Annotated in this window: 13 protein-coding genes; 5 read left to right on the plus strand and 8 right to left on the minus strand. The window is 50.5% G+C overall.

What is annotated here, in order from left to right:
* Positions 1-131: 131 nt before the first annotated feature.
* The 4 genes from infC to LMG33818_RS01225 all read right to left on the minus strand — a co-directional run bounded on the left by infC (position 132) and on the right by LMG33818_RS01225 (position 5695).
* Complete coding sequence (gene infC / locus LMG33818_RS01210) at positions 132-671, minus strand: translation initiation factor IF-3 (RefSeq protein WP_442322162.1); 540 nt, start codon at positions 669-671, stop codon at positions 132-134.
* Positions 672-697: 26 nt separating this feature from the next.
* Positions 698-2614 (minus strand): threonine--tRNA ligase, encoded by a 1917-nt coding sequence (thrS, locus tag LMG33818_RS01215; RefSeq protein ID WP_442321529.1) that lies wholly within the window; start codon positions 2612-2614, stop codon positions 698-700.
* A 319-nt stretch (positions 2615-2933) separates the two neighbouring features.
* The gene (locus LMG33818_RS01220) at positions 2934-3767 is read right to left on the minus strand and encodes an OmpA family protein (protein WP_442321530.1); all 834 of its coding nucleotides are present in this window, start codon (positions 3765-3767) and stop codon (positions 2934-2936) included.
* 443 nt (positions 3768-4210) lie between these two features.
* On the minus strand, positions 4211-5695 hold the full coding sequence (locus LMG33818_RS01225) for an NCS1 family nucleobase:cation symporter-1 (protein WP_442321531.1): 1485 nt from the start codon (positions 5693-5695) through the stop codon (positions 4211-4213).
* A 586-nt stretch (positions 5696-6281) separates the two neighbouring features.
* On the opposite strand from LMG33818_RS01225, the gene LMG33818_RS01230 reads away from it, so the two are divergent.
* From LMG33818_RS01230 to puuE, 3 genes are all read left to right on the plus strand, one after another.
* Positions 6282-7055, plus strand: a complete 774-nt coding sequence (locus LMG33818_RS01230; RefSeq protein ID WP_442321532.1) for a GntR family transcriptional regulator — start codon at positions 6282-6284, stop codon at positions 7053-7055.
* Between the two features lie 43 nt (positions 7056-7098).
* The gene (locus LMG33818_RS01235; RefSeq protein WP_442321533.1) at positions 7099-7833 is read left to right on the plus strand and encodes an aspartate/glutamate racemase family protein; all 735 of its coding nucleotides are present in this window, start codon (positions 7099-7101) and stop codon (positions 7831-7833) included.
* A gap of 105 nt (positions 7834-7938) precedes the next feature.
* On the plus strand, positions 7939-8886 hold the full coding sequence (gene puuE, locus LMG33818_RS01240; RefSeq protein WP_442321534.1) for an allantoinase PuuE: 948 nt from the start codon (positions 7939-7941) through the stop codon (positions 8884-8886).
* A gap of 261 nt (positions 8887-9147) precedes the next feature.
* Here the strand turns inward: puuE and LMG33818_RS01245 are convergent, their stop codons facing one another.
* Complete coding sequence (locus LMG33818_RS01245) at positions 9148-10305, minus strand: amidase (protein ID WP_442321535.1); 1158 nt, start codon at positions 10303-10305, stop codon at positions 9148-9150.
* A 322-nt stretch (positions 10306-10627) separates the two neighbouring features.
* On the opposite strand from LMG33818_RS01245, the gene guaD reads away from it, so the two are divergent.
* Complete coding sequence (gene guaD, locus LMG33818_RS01250; protein WP_442321536.1) at positions 10628-11950, plus strand: guanine deaminase; 1323 nt, start codon at positions 10628-10630, stop codon at positions 11948-11950.
* Positions 11951-12165: 215 nt separating this feature from the next.
* Here guaD and uraH read toward each other — a convergent pair whose 3' ends face one another.
* Entirely contained in the window at positions 12166-12495 is a 330-nt protein-coding gene (uraH, locus tag LMG33818_RS01255) for a hydroxyisourate hydrolase (protein WP_442321537.1), read from the minus strand.
* Between the two features lie 351 nt (positions 12496-12846).
* Here uraH and uraD point away from each other — a divergent pair, with 351 nt between their 5' ends.
* Positions 12847-13371: a 2-oxo-4-hydroxy-4-carboxy-5-ureidoimidazoline decarboxylase gene (uraD, locus tag LMG33818_RS01260; protein ID WP_442321538.1), complete on the plus strand. Its 525-nt coding sequence runs from the start codon at positions 12847-12849 to the stop codon at positions 13369-13371.
* Between the two features lie 229 nt (positions 13372-13600).
* Here uraD and LMG33818_RS01265 read toward each other — a convergent pair whose 3' ends face one another.
* Together LMG33818_RS01265 and LMG33818_RS01270 are read right to left on the minus strand one after the other, a co-directional pair.
* Positions 13601-14878, minus strand: a complete 1278-nt coding sequence (locus LMG33818_RS01265; RefSeq protein ID WP_442321539.1) for an allantoate amidohydrolase — start codon at positions 14876-14878, stop codon at positions 13601-13603.
* On the minus strand, positions 14878-16101 hold the full coding sequence (locus tag LMG33818_RS01270; RefSeq protein WP_442321540.1) for a pyridoxal-phosphate-dependent aminotransferase family protein: 1224 nt from the start codon (positions 16099-16101) through the stop codon (positions 14878-14880). Before LMG33818_RS01270 ends, LMG33818_RS01265 begins: the two co-directional genes overlap by 1 nt.
* Between the last annotated feature and the right edge of the window lie 113 nt (positions 16102-16214).

Here is a 16214-nt window from a genome sequence, read left to right on the forward strand (position 1 = left end):
CGATGTTTACATCCCGACTCCAACAACCGTGATAAAACAGTGAGTTAAAGGGAAATGAAACAGGCAAAGGCAGAGGAAATTCCCCTACCCTTGCTCAGCAACCGTTGGCTACCCGTTTGAGTGCCGTCGGATCACTTTTTCTTGGGGGCAAGCATCATGGTCATCTGACGCCCTTCCATACGAGGACGAGATTCAACAGTCACCAGATCACCCAAATCGTTTTCAATGCGTTCCATTAAATCACGACCGAGTTCCTGGTGTGCCATCTCGCGCCCACGGAAGCGCAGAGTAACCTTGCCTTTGTCCCCGTCTTCAAGGAAACGCGTCAGGTTACGGAGTTTGACCTGATAGTCACCTTCATCAGTTCCGGGGCGGAACTTGACTTCCTTGATCTGGACTTGCTTTTGTTTCTTCTTCTGAGCAGCCTTTTGCTTTTTCTGCTCAAAGGAATACTTGCCATAGTCCATGATTTTGCAAACGATCGGATCGCCGTTTGAAATCTGCACCAGATCAAGCCCTGCCTCTTCAGACTGGGCCAATGCATCATGCAGGCTGACAACACCCAACTGTTCACCTTCTGCACTGATAAGACGAACTTCATCAGCACGAATGCGATCATTGATAGGTGGAAGCTTTTCTTGCGGGCGACCGCGTTGATTAGTACGCTTGATCTTGACGTCTCCGTTTCAGGTTGTAGTTAATGCACGCTTTCAGGGTTGGAAGCTTCCTTTTCAAAAAGCTCCAGAAGAGAATCAAGGGAATAGGTGCCCAGGTCTTCTCCACTGCGTGTCCTAACCGTTACAGTGCGATTTTCCACTTCTTTACCGCCAACGACAAGTAGGAAAGGCACTTTCTGTAATGTATGTTCCCGAATTTTAAAGCCGATCTTCTCATTTCTCAAGTCCGACTTGACGCGAATGCCATGAGATTGCAGTAAATTTTCGACTTCGGTGACATATTCGGCCTGTGCGTCGGTAATATTCATTACCACGGCTTGCACCGGAGACAACCATACCGGCAATGCGCCCGCATAGTGTTCGATCAAAATACCGATAAAACGCTCAAAGGAACCTACGATTGCGCGGTGCAGCATGATGGGTGTTTTACGTTGACCGTCTTCCGCCACATATTGGGCATTCAAACGTACAGGCATCATGGGATCATACTGAATCGTACCCATTTGCCATTCACGGCCGAGTGAATCCTGCATGTGGTACTCCACCTTCGGGCCGTAAAAGGCACCTTCACCGGGAAGCTCTTGCCATTCCACACCACAGGAACGCAGTGCTGAGCGTAACGCATTTTCAGCGTGATCCCACTGTTCTTCGGTACCGATACGTTTTTCCGGGCGCAACGCGAGCTTGACCGCAATATTATCAAAGCCGAAATCTTTATAGACCTTCAATGCCTGCGTATGAAAAGCCGTCACTTCAGACTCGATCTGATCTTCGGTACAGAAGATATGCCCGTCGTCCTGGGTAAATGCACGCACACGCATGATACCCAGCAATGAACCGGAAGGCTCATTGCGATGGCACGAGCCAAACTCACCGTAGCGAATCGGCAACTCACGATAGCTACGTAATCCGGAGTTGAACACCTGAACATGCCCCGGGCAGTTCATGGGTTTCAATGCATATTCACGTTTCTCTGATTCGGTGAAGAACATATTGTCAGCATAGTTATCCCAGTGGCCGGATTTTTTCCACAAGGACACATCCATCACCTGAGGGGTACGGATTTCCTGATACCCACCCTGCAAATAAACGCGACGCATGTATTGTTCAACAGCCTGCCATAATGCCCAACCGCGGGGATGCCAGAACACCATTCCGGGAGACTCTTCCTGTTGGTGGAAAAGATCCAGTTTGCGTGCAATTTTGCGGTGATCACGTTTTTCAGCTTCTTCCAAACGTTTCAAATAGGCTTTCAACGCTTTTTTGTCAGGCCACGCAGTACCGTAAATGCGTGTCAGCATGGGGTTGTCGGAATCCCCGCGCCAATAGGCCCCCGCCAATTTCATCAGTTTGAAAGCCTTGATCAAACGCGTGTTCGGTACGTGCGGCCCCCGACACATGTCGATATATTCCTGATGGTGATACAAGCGAATGGTATCGCCTTCAGGAATACCTTCAACAATCTGCTGCTTGTAAGGTTCGTTACGATCAACAAATGTCTGCAAGGCTGTGTCACGATCCACGTAGACACGCTCTACATCGTAGTCCTGATCAATCAATTGCTGCATACGCTTTTCAATGGCTGCCAGATCATCGGAGGAAATAGGGCCATTGAAATCGATATCGTAATAAAAGCCATCATCAATGACAGGACCAATCGCCATTTTGGCATCAGGGTACAGCTGCTTGACTGCATGACCCAATAGATGCGCACAGGAGTGACGAACAATCTCCAGCCCTTCTTCATCCCGTGTCGTTACGATGCTAATGGTGGCATCGTGATCAACGATATCGGCGGTATCTACCAATGTACCGTCAATACGACCAGCCACTGCGGCCTTTGCCAGGCCGGGGCCAATGGATTCGGCAATTTCCATGATGGAAACGGGATTATCGTAACTGCGTTGACTGCCGTCGGGCAGAGTAATACTGGGCATGTTCGTTCCTTTGGGCATCAGTGGTGCACCATACCAAGGGGCACTTGAATGAGGGTAATGCAGAGAAAATGAGCAGGAGAAAGCGTTGCTTGTACGTATGTACGCTAACGTCCTGAGGAGAGAGACTTTATCAGGTTAGATGGGTGGAATTCAATCCTGATCCGGGGTGATGTGTGTTATCAAAAGACTTCCTGATTCGAACAAAAATCTCTTCCCCTGTTATAAAACCGAATCATAAAAAACGGTGGCATAAAAAAAGAGGGCACCCGTAGGCGCCCTCTCTTCAGTTCCAATTAAAAATCAATACAGAGGATTGATCTTAGTTGGAGCTGCTATCTGCACCAGTGTCAACTGGAGCGATTTCTACACGACGGTTCTGTGCACGGCCAGCGCGAGTAGCGTTGGTAGCAACCGGATGAGACTCGCCGTAACCGATAGTGGTCAGACGGCTAGCAGCAACACCCTGAGTGCTCAGGTAGCTGGATACTGCATCAGCACGACGCTGAGACAGACGCTGGTTGTAAGCACGAGTACCGATAGAGTCGGTGTAACCTTCAACGCGTACTGCTACGTCAGGGTTAGCAACCAGGCGCTGAGCAACAACGTTCAGAGTCTGCTGGGAATCTGCACTCAAACGTGAAGAATCGAAAGCAAAGTGAATGTCGTTCAGAACCAGAGTCGGTTTCTCAGGTGCTTTTTCTACCGGGCAACCCTGTGCGTCAACTTCGGTACCTGCAGGCGTGCCTGGGCACTTGTCGAGGTAATCCGGAACGCCGTCACCGTCAGAATCCAAAGGACAACCTTTAGCGTCTACAGCAACGCCAGCAGGAGTACCTGGGCACTGGTCGATGTTGTCAGGAACACCGTCGCCGTCAGAGTCGGCAACAGCAGGTGTGTTGTGATGGCAAAGCAGAGCTGCTGCGGTAGCACCTGCTACAGCACCGATAGCTGCACCGGTACCTTCGTCGTGGTGACCAGTTACAGAGTAGCCAGCACCACCACCGATCAAGCCGCCAGCGATTCCGCAGACAATTTTGCTCTGATACCAGTGAGAACCCGTGCCATCGGTAGGCGCCGTGTCAGAGCTGGCACAACCAGCAAGACCCAGAACCAGTGCGGAACCCAGCGCTAAGCCAGTCGCAGATTTGTTCATGCAAGACTCCTTCTTGATACAACGTCGTGGTAGCACAAATGCTACGCGTGACGATTCCAATTTATTAGGCGAACCAATCCGCTTGAACTCACTTACGTCAAACTGCAAGTAAAGCCAATTCTCGCATCTCGGCCCGTAAGGCATTCAGGGAACACCTCAAATTTCTTCTGACGGACTAAAAAGATGTCCAAAGCGATTGCATGATGCAATACTCGAACAGCGTTTTCAATCATTATTAATGTAAATAATTGAAATGTTTTTGTAGTTCAACCTTACGAACAACCTCTGAACCACATAAAGTCTCATTGCCCGGCCTTGGCGATTCACATCGCGACAACAGCTGCTGTACAGCTACTTGTCACAGAATAGTCGCTAAATCCCATTTTAGCACGTTTTAAATGCATTAAGGGGTATTCGCCCCTTAACCCTCGACAAAAGTCGCATTAGTTGCTGTCTCGATTCAGCAGAAAATAAACAAGTGCAGCAGTGATACCACCACCAAAAATCGCAAAATCATGCAGGGAATCGACCGGTATAAGCGTCATGACCAACGCAACAATAATGGCCGGGACGAGTGCCTGAATAGCCTTGGGATTGATACCATTACGATACCAGTACTGTCCCCCATGGTCGCGACTGTACAGGGAATCGATATGTATCTGCTGATGTTTCACCCGATAATAATCGGTCAGGATAATGCCGTAGATCGGCCCGATGACAGCCCCCAGTATGCCCACGGTATATTGGATGAGTTCAGGGCTATTGAACAGCTTCCATGGCATCACCAGAATAGCCCCTAAAGCAGTGATAAAGCCGCCGGTACGGAAGGATACCCAACGCGGCGCCACATTCGAAAAATCAAATGCCGGTGAAACAAAATTCGCCACAATGTTGATACCCATCGTGGTCAACATGAAGGTCAATGCTCCCATCAACGCCACCGTTGTGTCGTTCAATTGTGCCACGGTCTGAATGGGATCGGTGATCATTCTGCCAAAGACTGGCAATGTGGCTGACACCATGACCACGGTGGTGGCCGAAAAGAGCAGAAAGTTGATCGGCAACCCCCACCAGTTGCCACGGCGAATAACCTTCATGCTACGGCAATAGCGACTGAAATCGCCGAAACTCAAGGTCGGCCCCGCAAAGTAGCCGACCACCAGAGCAGTGGCTACAATCATTTCCCACCCCTGCATGGCAGGTGAAAGCACCTTGTCGCTGAGGGAAAAATGCAGATTCTGCGGCCCCGCTTCTATTACCAGCCAGCCCGCCAGCATGAACATGGCGAGGTACACCAATGGTCCGGCCCAATCAATGAAGCTGCGTACACTTTCCATCCCCTTGATGAAGACCAGTACCTGAAAACACCACAGCGCCATAAAGCCAAGCCATCCGATGGCAGATAACCCAAGAAAGTGCATGTGTTCAAGAAAGGCAAGCGAAGGGAAAACGCGTAGCAGTACGATAATCAGCGCATTCGAGGCCAGAAATGTCTGAATACCAAACCACACCAACGCAATACAGCCACGCACCAGCGCAGGAATATTGGCCCCAAAGACGCCGAATGATATACGACAGATGACGGGATAAGGCACTGCCGCCTGTTGGGATGGCTTCGCCAGCAGGTTGGCAAAACATTGCACTATAAGAATGCCCACCAATAATGAGAGCATAACCTGCCACCCTGCCAATCCAAGGGAGAACAGGCTTGCTGCAACAACATAGCCACCTACACTATGGATATCCGACATCCAGAATGCGCAGATGTTATAAGCGCCCCACTTCTGTTTTACCGGCCCTAAATCATCATTGTAGAGGCGGCGGCTGTAACCCGGTGGGATGGTGGCATGAGCATCGTTCACAGCAGTGAGTGGCGCATCTGTTTCTACAACGGGTGAATGAACAATGGATGAAGCAGGTTGAGGCATGGGTGACTCCTTGGTTCAGGGCAGGGTCAGAGGCAGCGCATGTCAGGACATGTCACGGGTAAACACCGAGCATGGGGCGTCTTTATTTTTGTATACAATCCCCATGCCAATATGAACGTCTTTCGTAAAGAGGGATAACGTGGGCCCTTACCGTTACCGCCATGCTTTTTTGCCCTCCCTCTCCCATTCTCTTTCCCCTGTCTTCCCGCACGTTTACTCGATCGTTCTCTCCTGCGGCCCAATATAGGGATATTTCGATTAGCCTTCGCTTACGCCATCGTCGTTATTCAGGCATCAAATAATGCAATGCCAAATACCAGGACGCATCGGCCAGGTGCAGAAATTTGGCAGCATGCACCATGATGGCACTTTTGTACGCAGCACTGTATACAATAACGTGTACACTAAAGATGGAAGCTTATTACTTCAGATTGAACGCCAGGGCGAGTACATAAAGAATAATCAGCGCCACCAAAGAACGCGTTTAGTGAGGGCAATAGTTTGAGCTCGGTTGGCACAACATTTGCCATTGAAGAGATATAGCAATGTGGATACCCATTCAACCTGCCTTTCAAGGGTAATTCCGATGAACAGACGAGAAAAAGTCATGAATGAAAAAGGTCTGAAACAAACACCGCGTTCAGCATCGGAAGCATCCGACATGATGGACCACCCGCGACGCGATCAGCTCATTCATCACGCATTGACCGACGCCATTGTTACCCATCGCCTGTTGCCTAATACACGCCTGCCGGAGGATGCGTTGTCACGTGCTTTCAATGTTAGCCGCACGGTGATCAGACAGGCACTTCAGCAATTGGCACATGAACGTTTGGTCACATTGATTCCGAATCGCGGCGCCCACGTAGCAATGCCCTCACCTAAAGAAGCCGAAGAGATTTTTGAAGCACGCCGAATTATCGAAGTCGCATCCTTGCAAACGCTCGAATTACCGCTCTCACCAACGTCACTAAACTCTCTCAGGTATATAACGCAAGAAGAACAGTGCGCACTCAAGGAAGGACGTTGGCAGGCAGCCATTCAGCTCTCGGGAAAATGGCATGTGGCACTGGCCAGCATGAGCTGCAATGACACACTGACCGACATCATTTCGCAGCTGGTGGCCAGAAGTTCACTATTGATCGCGCTCTATGGCACACCGCTACAACCGGGGTGTAAACATGATCACGAACACCTGCCTTCACTGCTTGAGCATGGAAAGAAACAACAGGCCTGCGAGTGGATTCACGCGCACTTGAGCCACATTTTTGAAGGTTTGCGTTTTTCGTCAGCGCATCAGGCAACACCTGATTTTGGCGCGCTATTCAGCGACCACCCAGCCGCAAGCCCCATGGAATGACCCTTGGCAAAACAAGATTATGACCTTCAGGATACAAAACAGCATGCGAATTCATGTCATCAATCCGAACACCAGTCAGGCGATGAGCGAAAAGATCGCCGAAGCAGCTTGTAAAGCGGCACAGTCAGCCGAAATCGTCATGCACACCAACAGGGATGGCGCGCCATCCCTCGAAAGTCACTTTGAGGAAGCGATCGCCGTACCGGGTATACTGCGCATCGTGGACGAGATTACACGTGAAGCCCGCGCCGATGGCATTCTGATCGCTTGCTTCGGAGATCCTGGCATACATGCGGCGCGCGAAATAGCCACTGTGCCTGTCATGGGTATCGCTGAAGCGGCCATGCGGACAGCCACCACCATCGGGCGACGCTTTTCGGTCATGACCTCACTGGCTCGCACGCTTCCCATGGCAGAAGCTATTCTGCGCGACACTGGGCTAAATCAGTGCTGTGCCCGCCTTCGCGCGAGTGAATTGGATGTTGCTGCATTGGAAGATATTGCGCCAGAGGCCTATCAGCAGCTGTTAAATGCATGTAAACAGGCGATCAAGGAAGATGAGATAGATGCACTTGTGCTGGGCTGTGCGGGTATGGCCGATTTGACATCAAAACTTAGTAAGACTCTGGGTATTCCAGTAATTGATGGCGTGGCCGCTGGCATTCAGCAGCTGGAAGGATTGGCGCATTTGGGGCTGAAGCCTGCCAAAACAGGTGACCGTGCAACGCCACCGAAAAAAGAACTCTATGGGCCTTATCAGGATCTGGCACGTAAATAACAGTACGCCAGCAAATAATATGGGGGATTGCCGTTCAGGCCTCACACAGGCCACACAACTTCCCTCGTCACATGATTTGAATAATAGATAAACACAGGATCCTCCATGACAGCCAACGCCACACCCCCTCATTCCTTAATCGCCCAACGTGACCTGCGGGGCTATGCAGGTCAACCTCCTGAAGTGAAATGGCCGGGAAATGCACGTATTGCAGTGCAATTTGTCGTTAATGTGGAAGAAGGAAGTGAGAATAACGTTATCCATGGTGACAAGGGGAGCGAGACATTTCTTTCGGATATCATTGGAGCCGAATCCTACCCGGCACGCCACATGAGTATGGAATCCCTGTATGAATACGGCTCACGCGCAGGATTCTGGCGTATTATTCGTGAATTCGATCGTCGCCACCTCCCTATTTCTGCCTTTGCTGTCGCCATGGCACTGGAGCTTAATCCAGAGATAACACAAACACTGATCAACCGTGGTGATGAGATCGTGAGTCATGGATACCGCTGGCTTCATTATCAGAATGTGTCTGAAGCCGTTGAACGCGAGCACATGGAGAAAGCCACCGAGATCATTACCTCGTTGACAGGAAAACCGCCCTTGGGCTGGTACACCGGTCGGGACAGCCCCAATACGCGCCGTTTACTGGTAGAACAAGGCGGTTTTCTTTACGACAGTGATTATTACGGTGATGACCTTCCCTTGTGGACCACCGTGACCACTTCTTCAGGGGAAAGCAAGCCGCATCTAGTGGTTCCCTACACACTGGATGTCAATGACATGAAGTTTGCCAGCCCTGGGGGGTTTAACAGCGGTGAACAGTTTTTCTGCTACCTGCGAGATGCCTTTGATGTGCTCTATGAAGAAGGAAGCGAAACACCGAAAATGCTCTCCATCGGCTTACACCCACGCCTGATTGGGCGCCCGGGCCGATTCAAAGCGCTTCAACGCTTTCTTGACCATATTGAACAACATGATCGGGTCTGGGTCTGCAAACGGAGTGATATCGCCCAACACTGGATACAACATCACCCCTATCAGGGGTAATCTGCTTTTCATCGATATTGATAAGTACAGTATTACTCTGAGCCACCTTGCTCCCAACAACATGAAACACTTGTTCGGTTGAAAGAATATGCATTGGGTGGTGTGAGCGTAAACTGGATCAAGAAGACAGTGCCGATGACTACTTGACTGACCGCTTGTGCCTGAAAATTCAAAAGGTCATAAAGGGTAAGACACGCTGATCTGGCGCTTACTGGAAGCCCTCACATTATCCTGACGGGACGATGATGAGGGCTTGATCACTCAGCCGTTACATATCAATGCCATCAGGCTACGATCATTATGAGGGGATGCGATCAGGGAGATCCCCCAGGGCGCCCCCTCCTGCTCAAACCAGGGCAAGGCAACCACCGGCGCGCTCCACAAGCCTGCCAACGCCGTCATCCCCATTAATCTCGTGCGGTAAGCCGCCAATGGCTCCCCTGTCAGCGTCAGCATAGGCGAGGCCCCTGGCGTACTGGGCAGGCAAATCAGCCGCTTGCTGTGATGACTTAATTCATTCAACCATTCGACGATACGTTTACGCGCTTGTATCGCTTTGTTTTCGTCTTCCTGCGTCAAGGTAGCACACCAGTCCAGACGTGACTGAATATCGCTGGCAATATTGGGACGAACGCGCGTAATCCAATCGCCGTGACGTCGCCAGATATCGCGGCCCTGTAATACCCGAAAAGCTTCACTGGCGCGCCCCATTATATCAGCGGAAAGTATCTGTGAGGTGGCCTTTAGACCCAACGAAGACAAGTGAGATTCAATCATATTGGCCCTGAAATCGACACCTTCCGGTTCCAGAACACAGACCTCAGAGAACTCAGTTACAGGTTGCTTTGGCAGCAAAACATCAGCGGCTCGTGCCAATATCTCTGCATCACGTGTAAGTAGCCCCACCGTATCGAAATGGAAGGCCAGCTCCTGTACAGCACTGATATCTATAACGCCCCAACTGGGTCGCAATCCATAAAGCCCACAATAGCTGGCAGGAACACGTATGGAGCCCCCGGTATCCGTGCCCAAACCGATGTCGGCTTCCCCTGACGCCACCGCAACAGCTGACCCCGAACTGGAGCCTCCGGGCAAACGATCAGGGGCAACCGGATTGACCGGCGTACCGTAATGGACATTGGCACCATTCAGGCTATAGGCCAATTCATCCGTTTGTGTTTTTCCCACATACGTTGCCCCCGCCGCCAGTAATTTTTGTACAGCGGTAGCGGTGCATTCAGCAGGCTCATGCGTTGCGGCCCAATCCGGATTACCGAAGCCGGTCACTGCACCTTTTATATCAAACAGATCCTTTACTGCCAGCCGCAAGCCACTGAGCTCTCCCTCACCCAACATCTTCTCACCCGGAGAAACAAGAGCCGGACTATCTGTGACCCACACGGCATCATTAACACGCATGTTAAAACCTCATGATCATCAATTGCCTTCACCCTGATATCAGGATGACGACGTGTATATAGTTAACTGCTGAATACAAGTGCTACATAACTAAAGCAAAACTGATGCCAATGACCGATATCAACTCCAATGGTCAATATAAATCCAATGGCCGACGTAAACTAAAAAAAGAAGCATCATCCGACTCGCCAACGGTTCGGACAATGACCCCTTGAAAATATAACGATCATCAAAAAAAGGGTATCATCCCTAAAGAGCCAAACCATTTGGCCGATAATAGGCATAGCCAAGAACGTATAGATAATCCCTAAGGAAACGTCCCATGTCATTGAAAGCAATACGAGGCCCTGTTCTTCACTTCACACGTGATCCGGGGGATGATGCCCGGCCGCTTGAAGGCAGCGTAGCGTATCTGGAAGACGGGATTATCCTGATACGGGACGGCCATATTGATACGATTGCCCCCGCGGAAGCATTGCAGGCAACCTTGCCTGCCGATATTACGGTCGATCATTACCCCGAAAAGCTGATTATGCCGGGCCTGATCGATGCGCATGTGCATTTTGTTCAGCTCGGCATCATTGCCTCCTATGGCAGGCAATTACTCGACTGGCTGAATAACTACACCTTCCCCGAAGAAGTACGCTTTTCCGACAAAGCCTATGCCGAACAGGTGGCTGATCTTTTCATTCAGCAGCTGTTACGTCATGGCACAACGACCGCCATGGTGTTTTCCTCCAGCCATGCTCACTCGGTAGATGCTCTGTTCTCCGCAGCACTTGAACGCAATATGCGCCTGATGACCGGCAAGATGCTGATGGATAGAAATGCGCCGCCCGCCTTGCTGGATGACGCCATCACCGGTATTCAGGAATCTCGTAAACTACTCGAGCGATGGCATCACAAGGGAAGGCTTGAGTACGTGCTTTCGCCCCGCTTTGCCCCCACCTCGACTCCTGAACAATTGAGTGCTGCAGGGCAATTCCTTAAAGAGTATCCCGGCATCGCCATGCAGACACACTTGAGTGAAAATCTTAATGAAATCGAGTGGGTGAAAGCGCTTTACCCCGAAGCCGATGATTATCTGGATGTTTATGCACGTGCCGGCTTATTACAGGAGCGCTGCTTTTTCGGCCACGCGATTCACATAGATGACAGTGTACGCCAACGAATCAAGACGGCCGGCGCTGGTATCACGGTATGCCCAACGTCAAATCTGTTTTTGGGCAGTGGCTTGTTTGATTGGAAAGCGGCACGCGAACAACAGGTCAAGATCGCATTAGGTAGTGACATTGGCGCCGGCACCAGCCTCTCACAGCTACAAACACTTCAGGATACCTACAAGGTTTGCCAGTTACAGGATGTTAGCCTCTCGCCCTGGCAGGCGTTTTATCAACTGACACTCGGGTCTGCACAGTCCCTCGGGATTTCTCATCAGGTAGGAAATTTCGAAAAGGGGAAAGAAGCCGATATCGTCGTCTTCGACCCCCAAGCAACACCGTTGGCTGCCACCAAACGCCAGCTTCGTTCAGCGACACTGGATGAGCAAATATTTGACTTGATGATGTTGGGAGACGATCGCAGCGTTATCGCCACTTACGTTATGGGCGAGCGCCAATATGCGGCGGCTTCTTCCTCAGATTGAAGAGTGCCTGGGTAAAGTGAAAAGTGAAAAGCCTAACGAAACACACAGCAATACAAGCGCTTTGTAAGACGGGTGATAGCTTTCCAGTAAGAATAAAAGGCTGCCAGTCACAGCAGCCTGTTTATACGGCAGCATTAACACCACCGTTGCCAATAGCTGAGCGGATAATCCTTTCCGCTTGTTATTTTCCCGACAGTACAAGCGTGACAAATGACCTAGCTTCCACGGTAGACACTGTACGACCATGGCGTGACCAAAAGCGGCACATGGTAGTTTTGATCCTCATTCAAACGAAAGGCTACAGGAACGTCAATCAGGAAAGGAGATTCAACCCCCTTTCCATTGAAGTAATCCGCCACACCAAAGGAGAGCTGGTAATCGCCGGAGGGAGCATCGGTCAGAAGTGGAACATCCACACGACCATCCTGATTCGTTCTGGCTTCCGCCAATGGCTTATCGCTTCCCACAGCATAAAGCGTAACAGAAACACCCGCAGCGGGCAGGCCATGATACTGATCGAGTACATGGGTTGTTAATTTCGCCATGAAGTTCCTCTGTTTTATCGGTGTGAATGTAAACGTTCGGGATATTGTAGAATTGCAGGATGTATCAGGGCTAGACGCCAGCTGGCATTTGACCTTTGGGCTTTCAATATCGGAGCTTGTAACCTCAGAGCTTGTAACATCGGGCCTGTCACATGTCACATTAACACTTGCCCGCATCATGTCATCGGTGTCTTGCAATATTTTCATCCATATGGGATCAATACCTGCATGATCCATCATTTTGATGGGCTATATGATTGGATGACTGTTTGACTTGACAGGCTATGCGAACACTAGCAACAAATAACAAGACAACACTTTCAAATACACAATACTCAATAGATACCCGTTATGCCAACGTCAACGACATCCCTTACCCTAACGCAAATCAACACACTCTCAGAGCCTGAATTCATTACTATATTCGGAGACCTTTATGAACATTCACCCTGGGCGGCCAAAGGCGCCTTCCAGCAGCTTCCGTACAACACAGTGGCATCAATGTTAAACGCATTCCGATGCACGGTTGATCACGCGCCAAAAGAGCAACAGCTGATTCTTCTGAAAGCTCATCCTGAACTGGGTGAAAAAAAACTGGATTCCCTAACCCCATCTTCACTAAATGAGCAAACCAATGCGGGACTAACCCATGTAGATGAAAACACCAAGGCAGAATTCAAAGCACTCAACAAAGCTTACCGTGAACGTCATGGCTTCCCGTTCATTATTGCTGTTGCCGGTTTGAATGCCCAACATATACTGGCTGCCTTGAAAGAACGATTATCGAAGCCAACATCAGAAGAATTTCCTACAGCATTGGAACAGGTGCATCGCATTGCAGGCATTCGATTGAATCAACGAGTAGCAACGAACTGACGGAACTTCGTTTGAAAGCCATGTTTTCTGAAACCACGTCGCAAAGAGCCATGTCATACAGAGGTATGCGATACAGAACAATGTCACTCAGGGGACACGCTAAACTTCGGCCTGCCTACCCATGAAAATATCTGTCGTGGTGACTGAAAAAACAAATGCCTGCCTTGTAGCATCATGCAAAGCAGGCAGAGTCGATATCCACAAGAGTAGATATCGATAGTGGATGTCATTAATCGTAAGAGGCTGCGAGTGATAGCACGGCCTTTTCCATGGCATCAATGGCTAAAGCAACATCCGCCTCTTCAACAGACTCAGCCGGGTGATGGCTCAGGCCTTTCTCGCAACGAATAAACAGCATACCGATATCCGTCAGTTTACCAACCACCATTGCATCATGACCGGCACCACTGAAAAGGGAAATGGGGGCATGATGAATCGTCTGCCTGATACCCTGAGCAATATGAGATTGCAACACCTCAGCACAAGCCTGAGCACCTGCACTATGCGTCTGTCGAATAGTGAGGCCAACACGACGCTCTTTTGCCTGAGTCTCGAGAGTGGCCTTGATGTCATTCCACAACGTATCGCGGGATTGATCCTCCGCACTGCGGATATCGATGGAGAAATGAACATCACCGGGAATCACATTCACTGCACCCGGTAAAACCTCCAATTGCCCAACAGTAGCCACACAATCGCTCTCTTTTGCCATCTGCTCGATGGAAAGGATCATCTGACTGGCAGCGCAAAGTGCATCATGGCGGAGCTCGAAGGGAGTTGTTCCCGCATGCCCCGCTACACCTTTGACATGGACCTCGAAGCGGCGCGCACCGGCAATCGATGTTACCACGCCGAGTGCTTCATCCTTTGCTTCCAGCACTGGGCCTTGTTCGATATGCGCTTCCAGATAAGCAATCACCTGGTGGGCATTGCCACTGGAAAGGTCTTTGGGATCGTTCCCTTCTTGCGGAAAAGAGGTACGTGCCACCTCTCCAATGTTATCGGGGTTGAGTCCAAACGCAAGAAAAGCCTCACGAATGGTGATGCCCTGTGCATCCTTGATATCCCACCAAGAGGATTGCCATTCACCTGCCAACGCTGCACTGCCCAAAAGAGTCACACCAAAGCGAGTGCCCTCTTCATCGGCAAATCCCACCGCTTCAAGTGCAAAAGGGAGTGACTGCGCCCGGTCTTTCAAACGCTCGATTACACTCAGTGCAATCATGACGCCCAAAATGCCATCATATCGCCCGGCATTGGGTACGGTATCCAGATGTGAGCCCAGTAAAAGCGCCGGCAAGCCGGCTTGGCGCCCTTCAAGCCGCATGCACAAATTCCCGGCACCATCCTGCCAGGCCTCAAGTCCCGCTTTTTTTGCCCATGACTGAACCAGCTCATTGGCTTCACGGTGCTGCGGGGAGAGATACACACGCTCTATTCCACTCTCCGAGGCACTAATACGTGCCAGTGTGTCGCAAGCCGCCATGACTTCCTGTGCGGTTTTCATCAGTGCGCATCCCCATAAAACTCCAGTGCCGCACCTACACCTGAACCGGCGGTGATGGCGACGCCCGCCTGACGCAACACTTGCTCTAGCGCAGAGAGCGTTGTCAGTACCGTATCACGCCGCGCGTTATATCCCATTGTCCCAATACGCCAGATACGGCCATGCAAGGGGCCAAAAGAGGTACCGATTTCAATCGCAAAGTCGTTCAGCAGCGATGCACGAATACGCTCACCATCCACCCCCTCCGGAATATAAACCCCCAGCACATTATTCATTCGATGCGATAGATCACCAAAGAGTGACAGCCCCATAGCGCGGATACCGTGCATCATGGCATCACCATGCTGCTTATGGCGCGCAATGGCATTGGACATGCCCTCTTCGATCAGCAACCGCGCACATTCATGTGCTGCATAGAGCATGCTGGTCGCCTCAGTGTGGTGATTAAGGCGTTTTTCTCCCCAATAGTCGAGAATCATCGCGATATCAAAATAATTGGACAGAATCCGATTACCCGATGCATTCGCATCAGGCGCGCGTAAGCCGGCCTCAACACTTTCACGGCAGCGAATACGTTGGACAGCACGTTCGGAAAGTGTTGTCGGTGCACTACCTGCGGGCCCAGCCAGGCATTTTTGTAATCCGGCTGTCGCGGCATCAATATGCCAACCGTCCATATTGAATGGATTACCCGCCAAAGAAGCGGTGGCATCGGTATAGAGCAAAACATCATGCTCACGGCAAATTCGACCTATCTCCTCCAAGGGCTGGCACATCGTGGTAGAGGTATCCCCTTGAACGATGGCGACCAATGAGGGCTGCTCTTCACGGATGGCCTTTTCGATCACCTCTGGCTTGAAGACTTCTCCCCATGGAACCTCCAATGTGGCAACGTTGGCCTGACAACGCTCGGCAATTTCACACAGGAGATGTCCAAACCGACCGAAAATGGGGACTAACACCTTGTCCCCCGGTTTGATCAGAGAAACCAGCACTGCCTCTATACCTGCCCGGGAGGTTCCATCAACGAGGAAGGTAGCCTGATTATTGGTATTGAACACACCCCGGTAAAGGGTCATGACCTGATTCATGTATTCCGTCATGACGGGGTCATATTGTCCAACCAACGGTGCTGACATGGCACGCAACACACGGGGATTTGCGTTGATCGGGCCGGGGCCCATCAACAAACGATGAGGGGGATCAATGGAAGGAATTTGCACACTTAACTCCACTTGCCGATGAATCAATATACTTGTGCGGTTAAATACATGTTCTATTAAATACAACTGAAGAGCATAGTGCCATCTTCATCATTTAGAAATAAGCTTATGTG

Source organism: Cernens ardua, assembly GCF_051251085.1.
GTDB lineage: Bacteria > Pseudomonadota > Gammaproteobacteria > Pseudomonadales > Halomonadaceae > Cernens > Cernens ardua.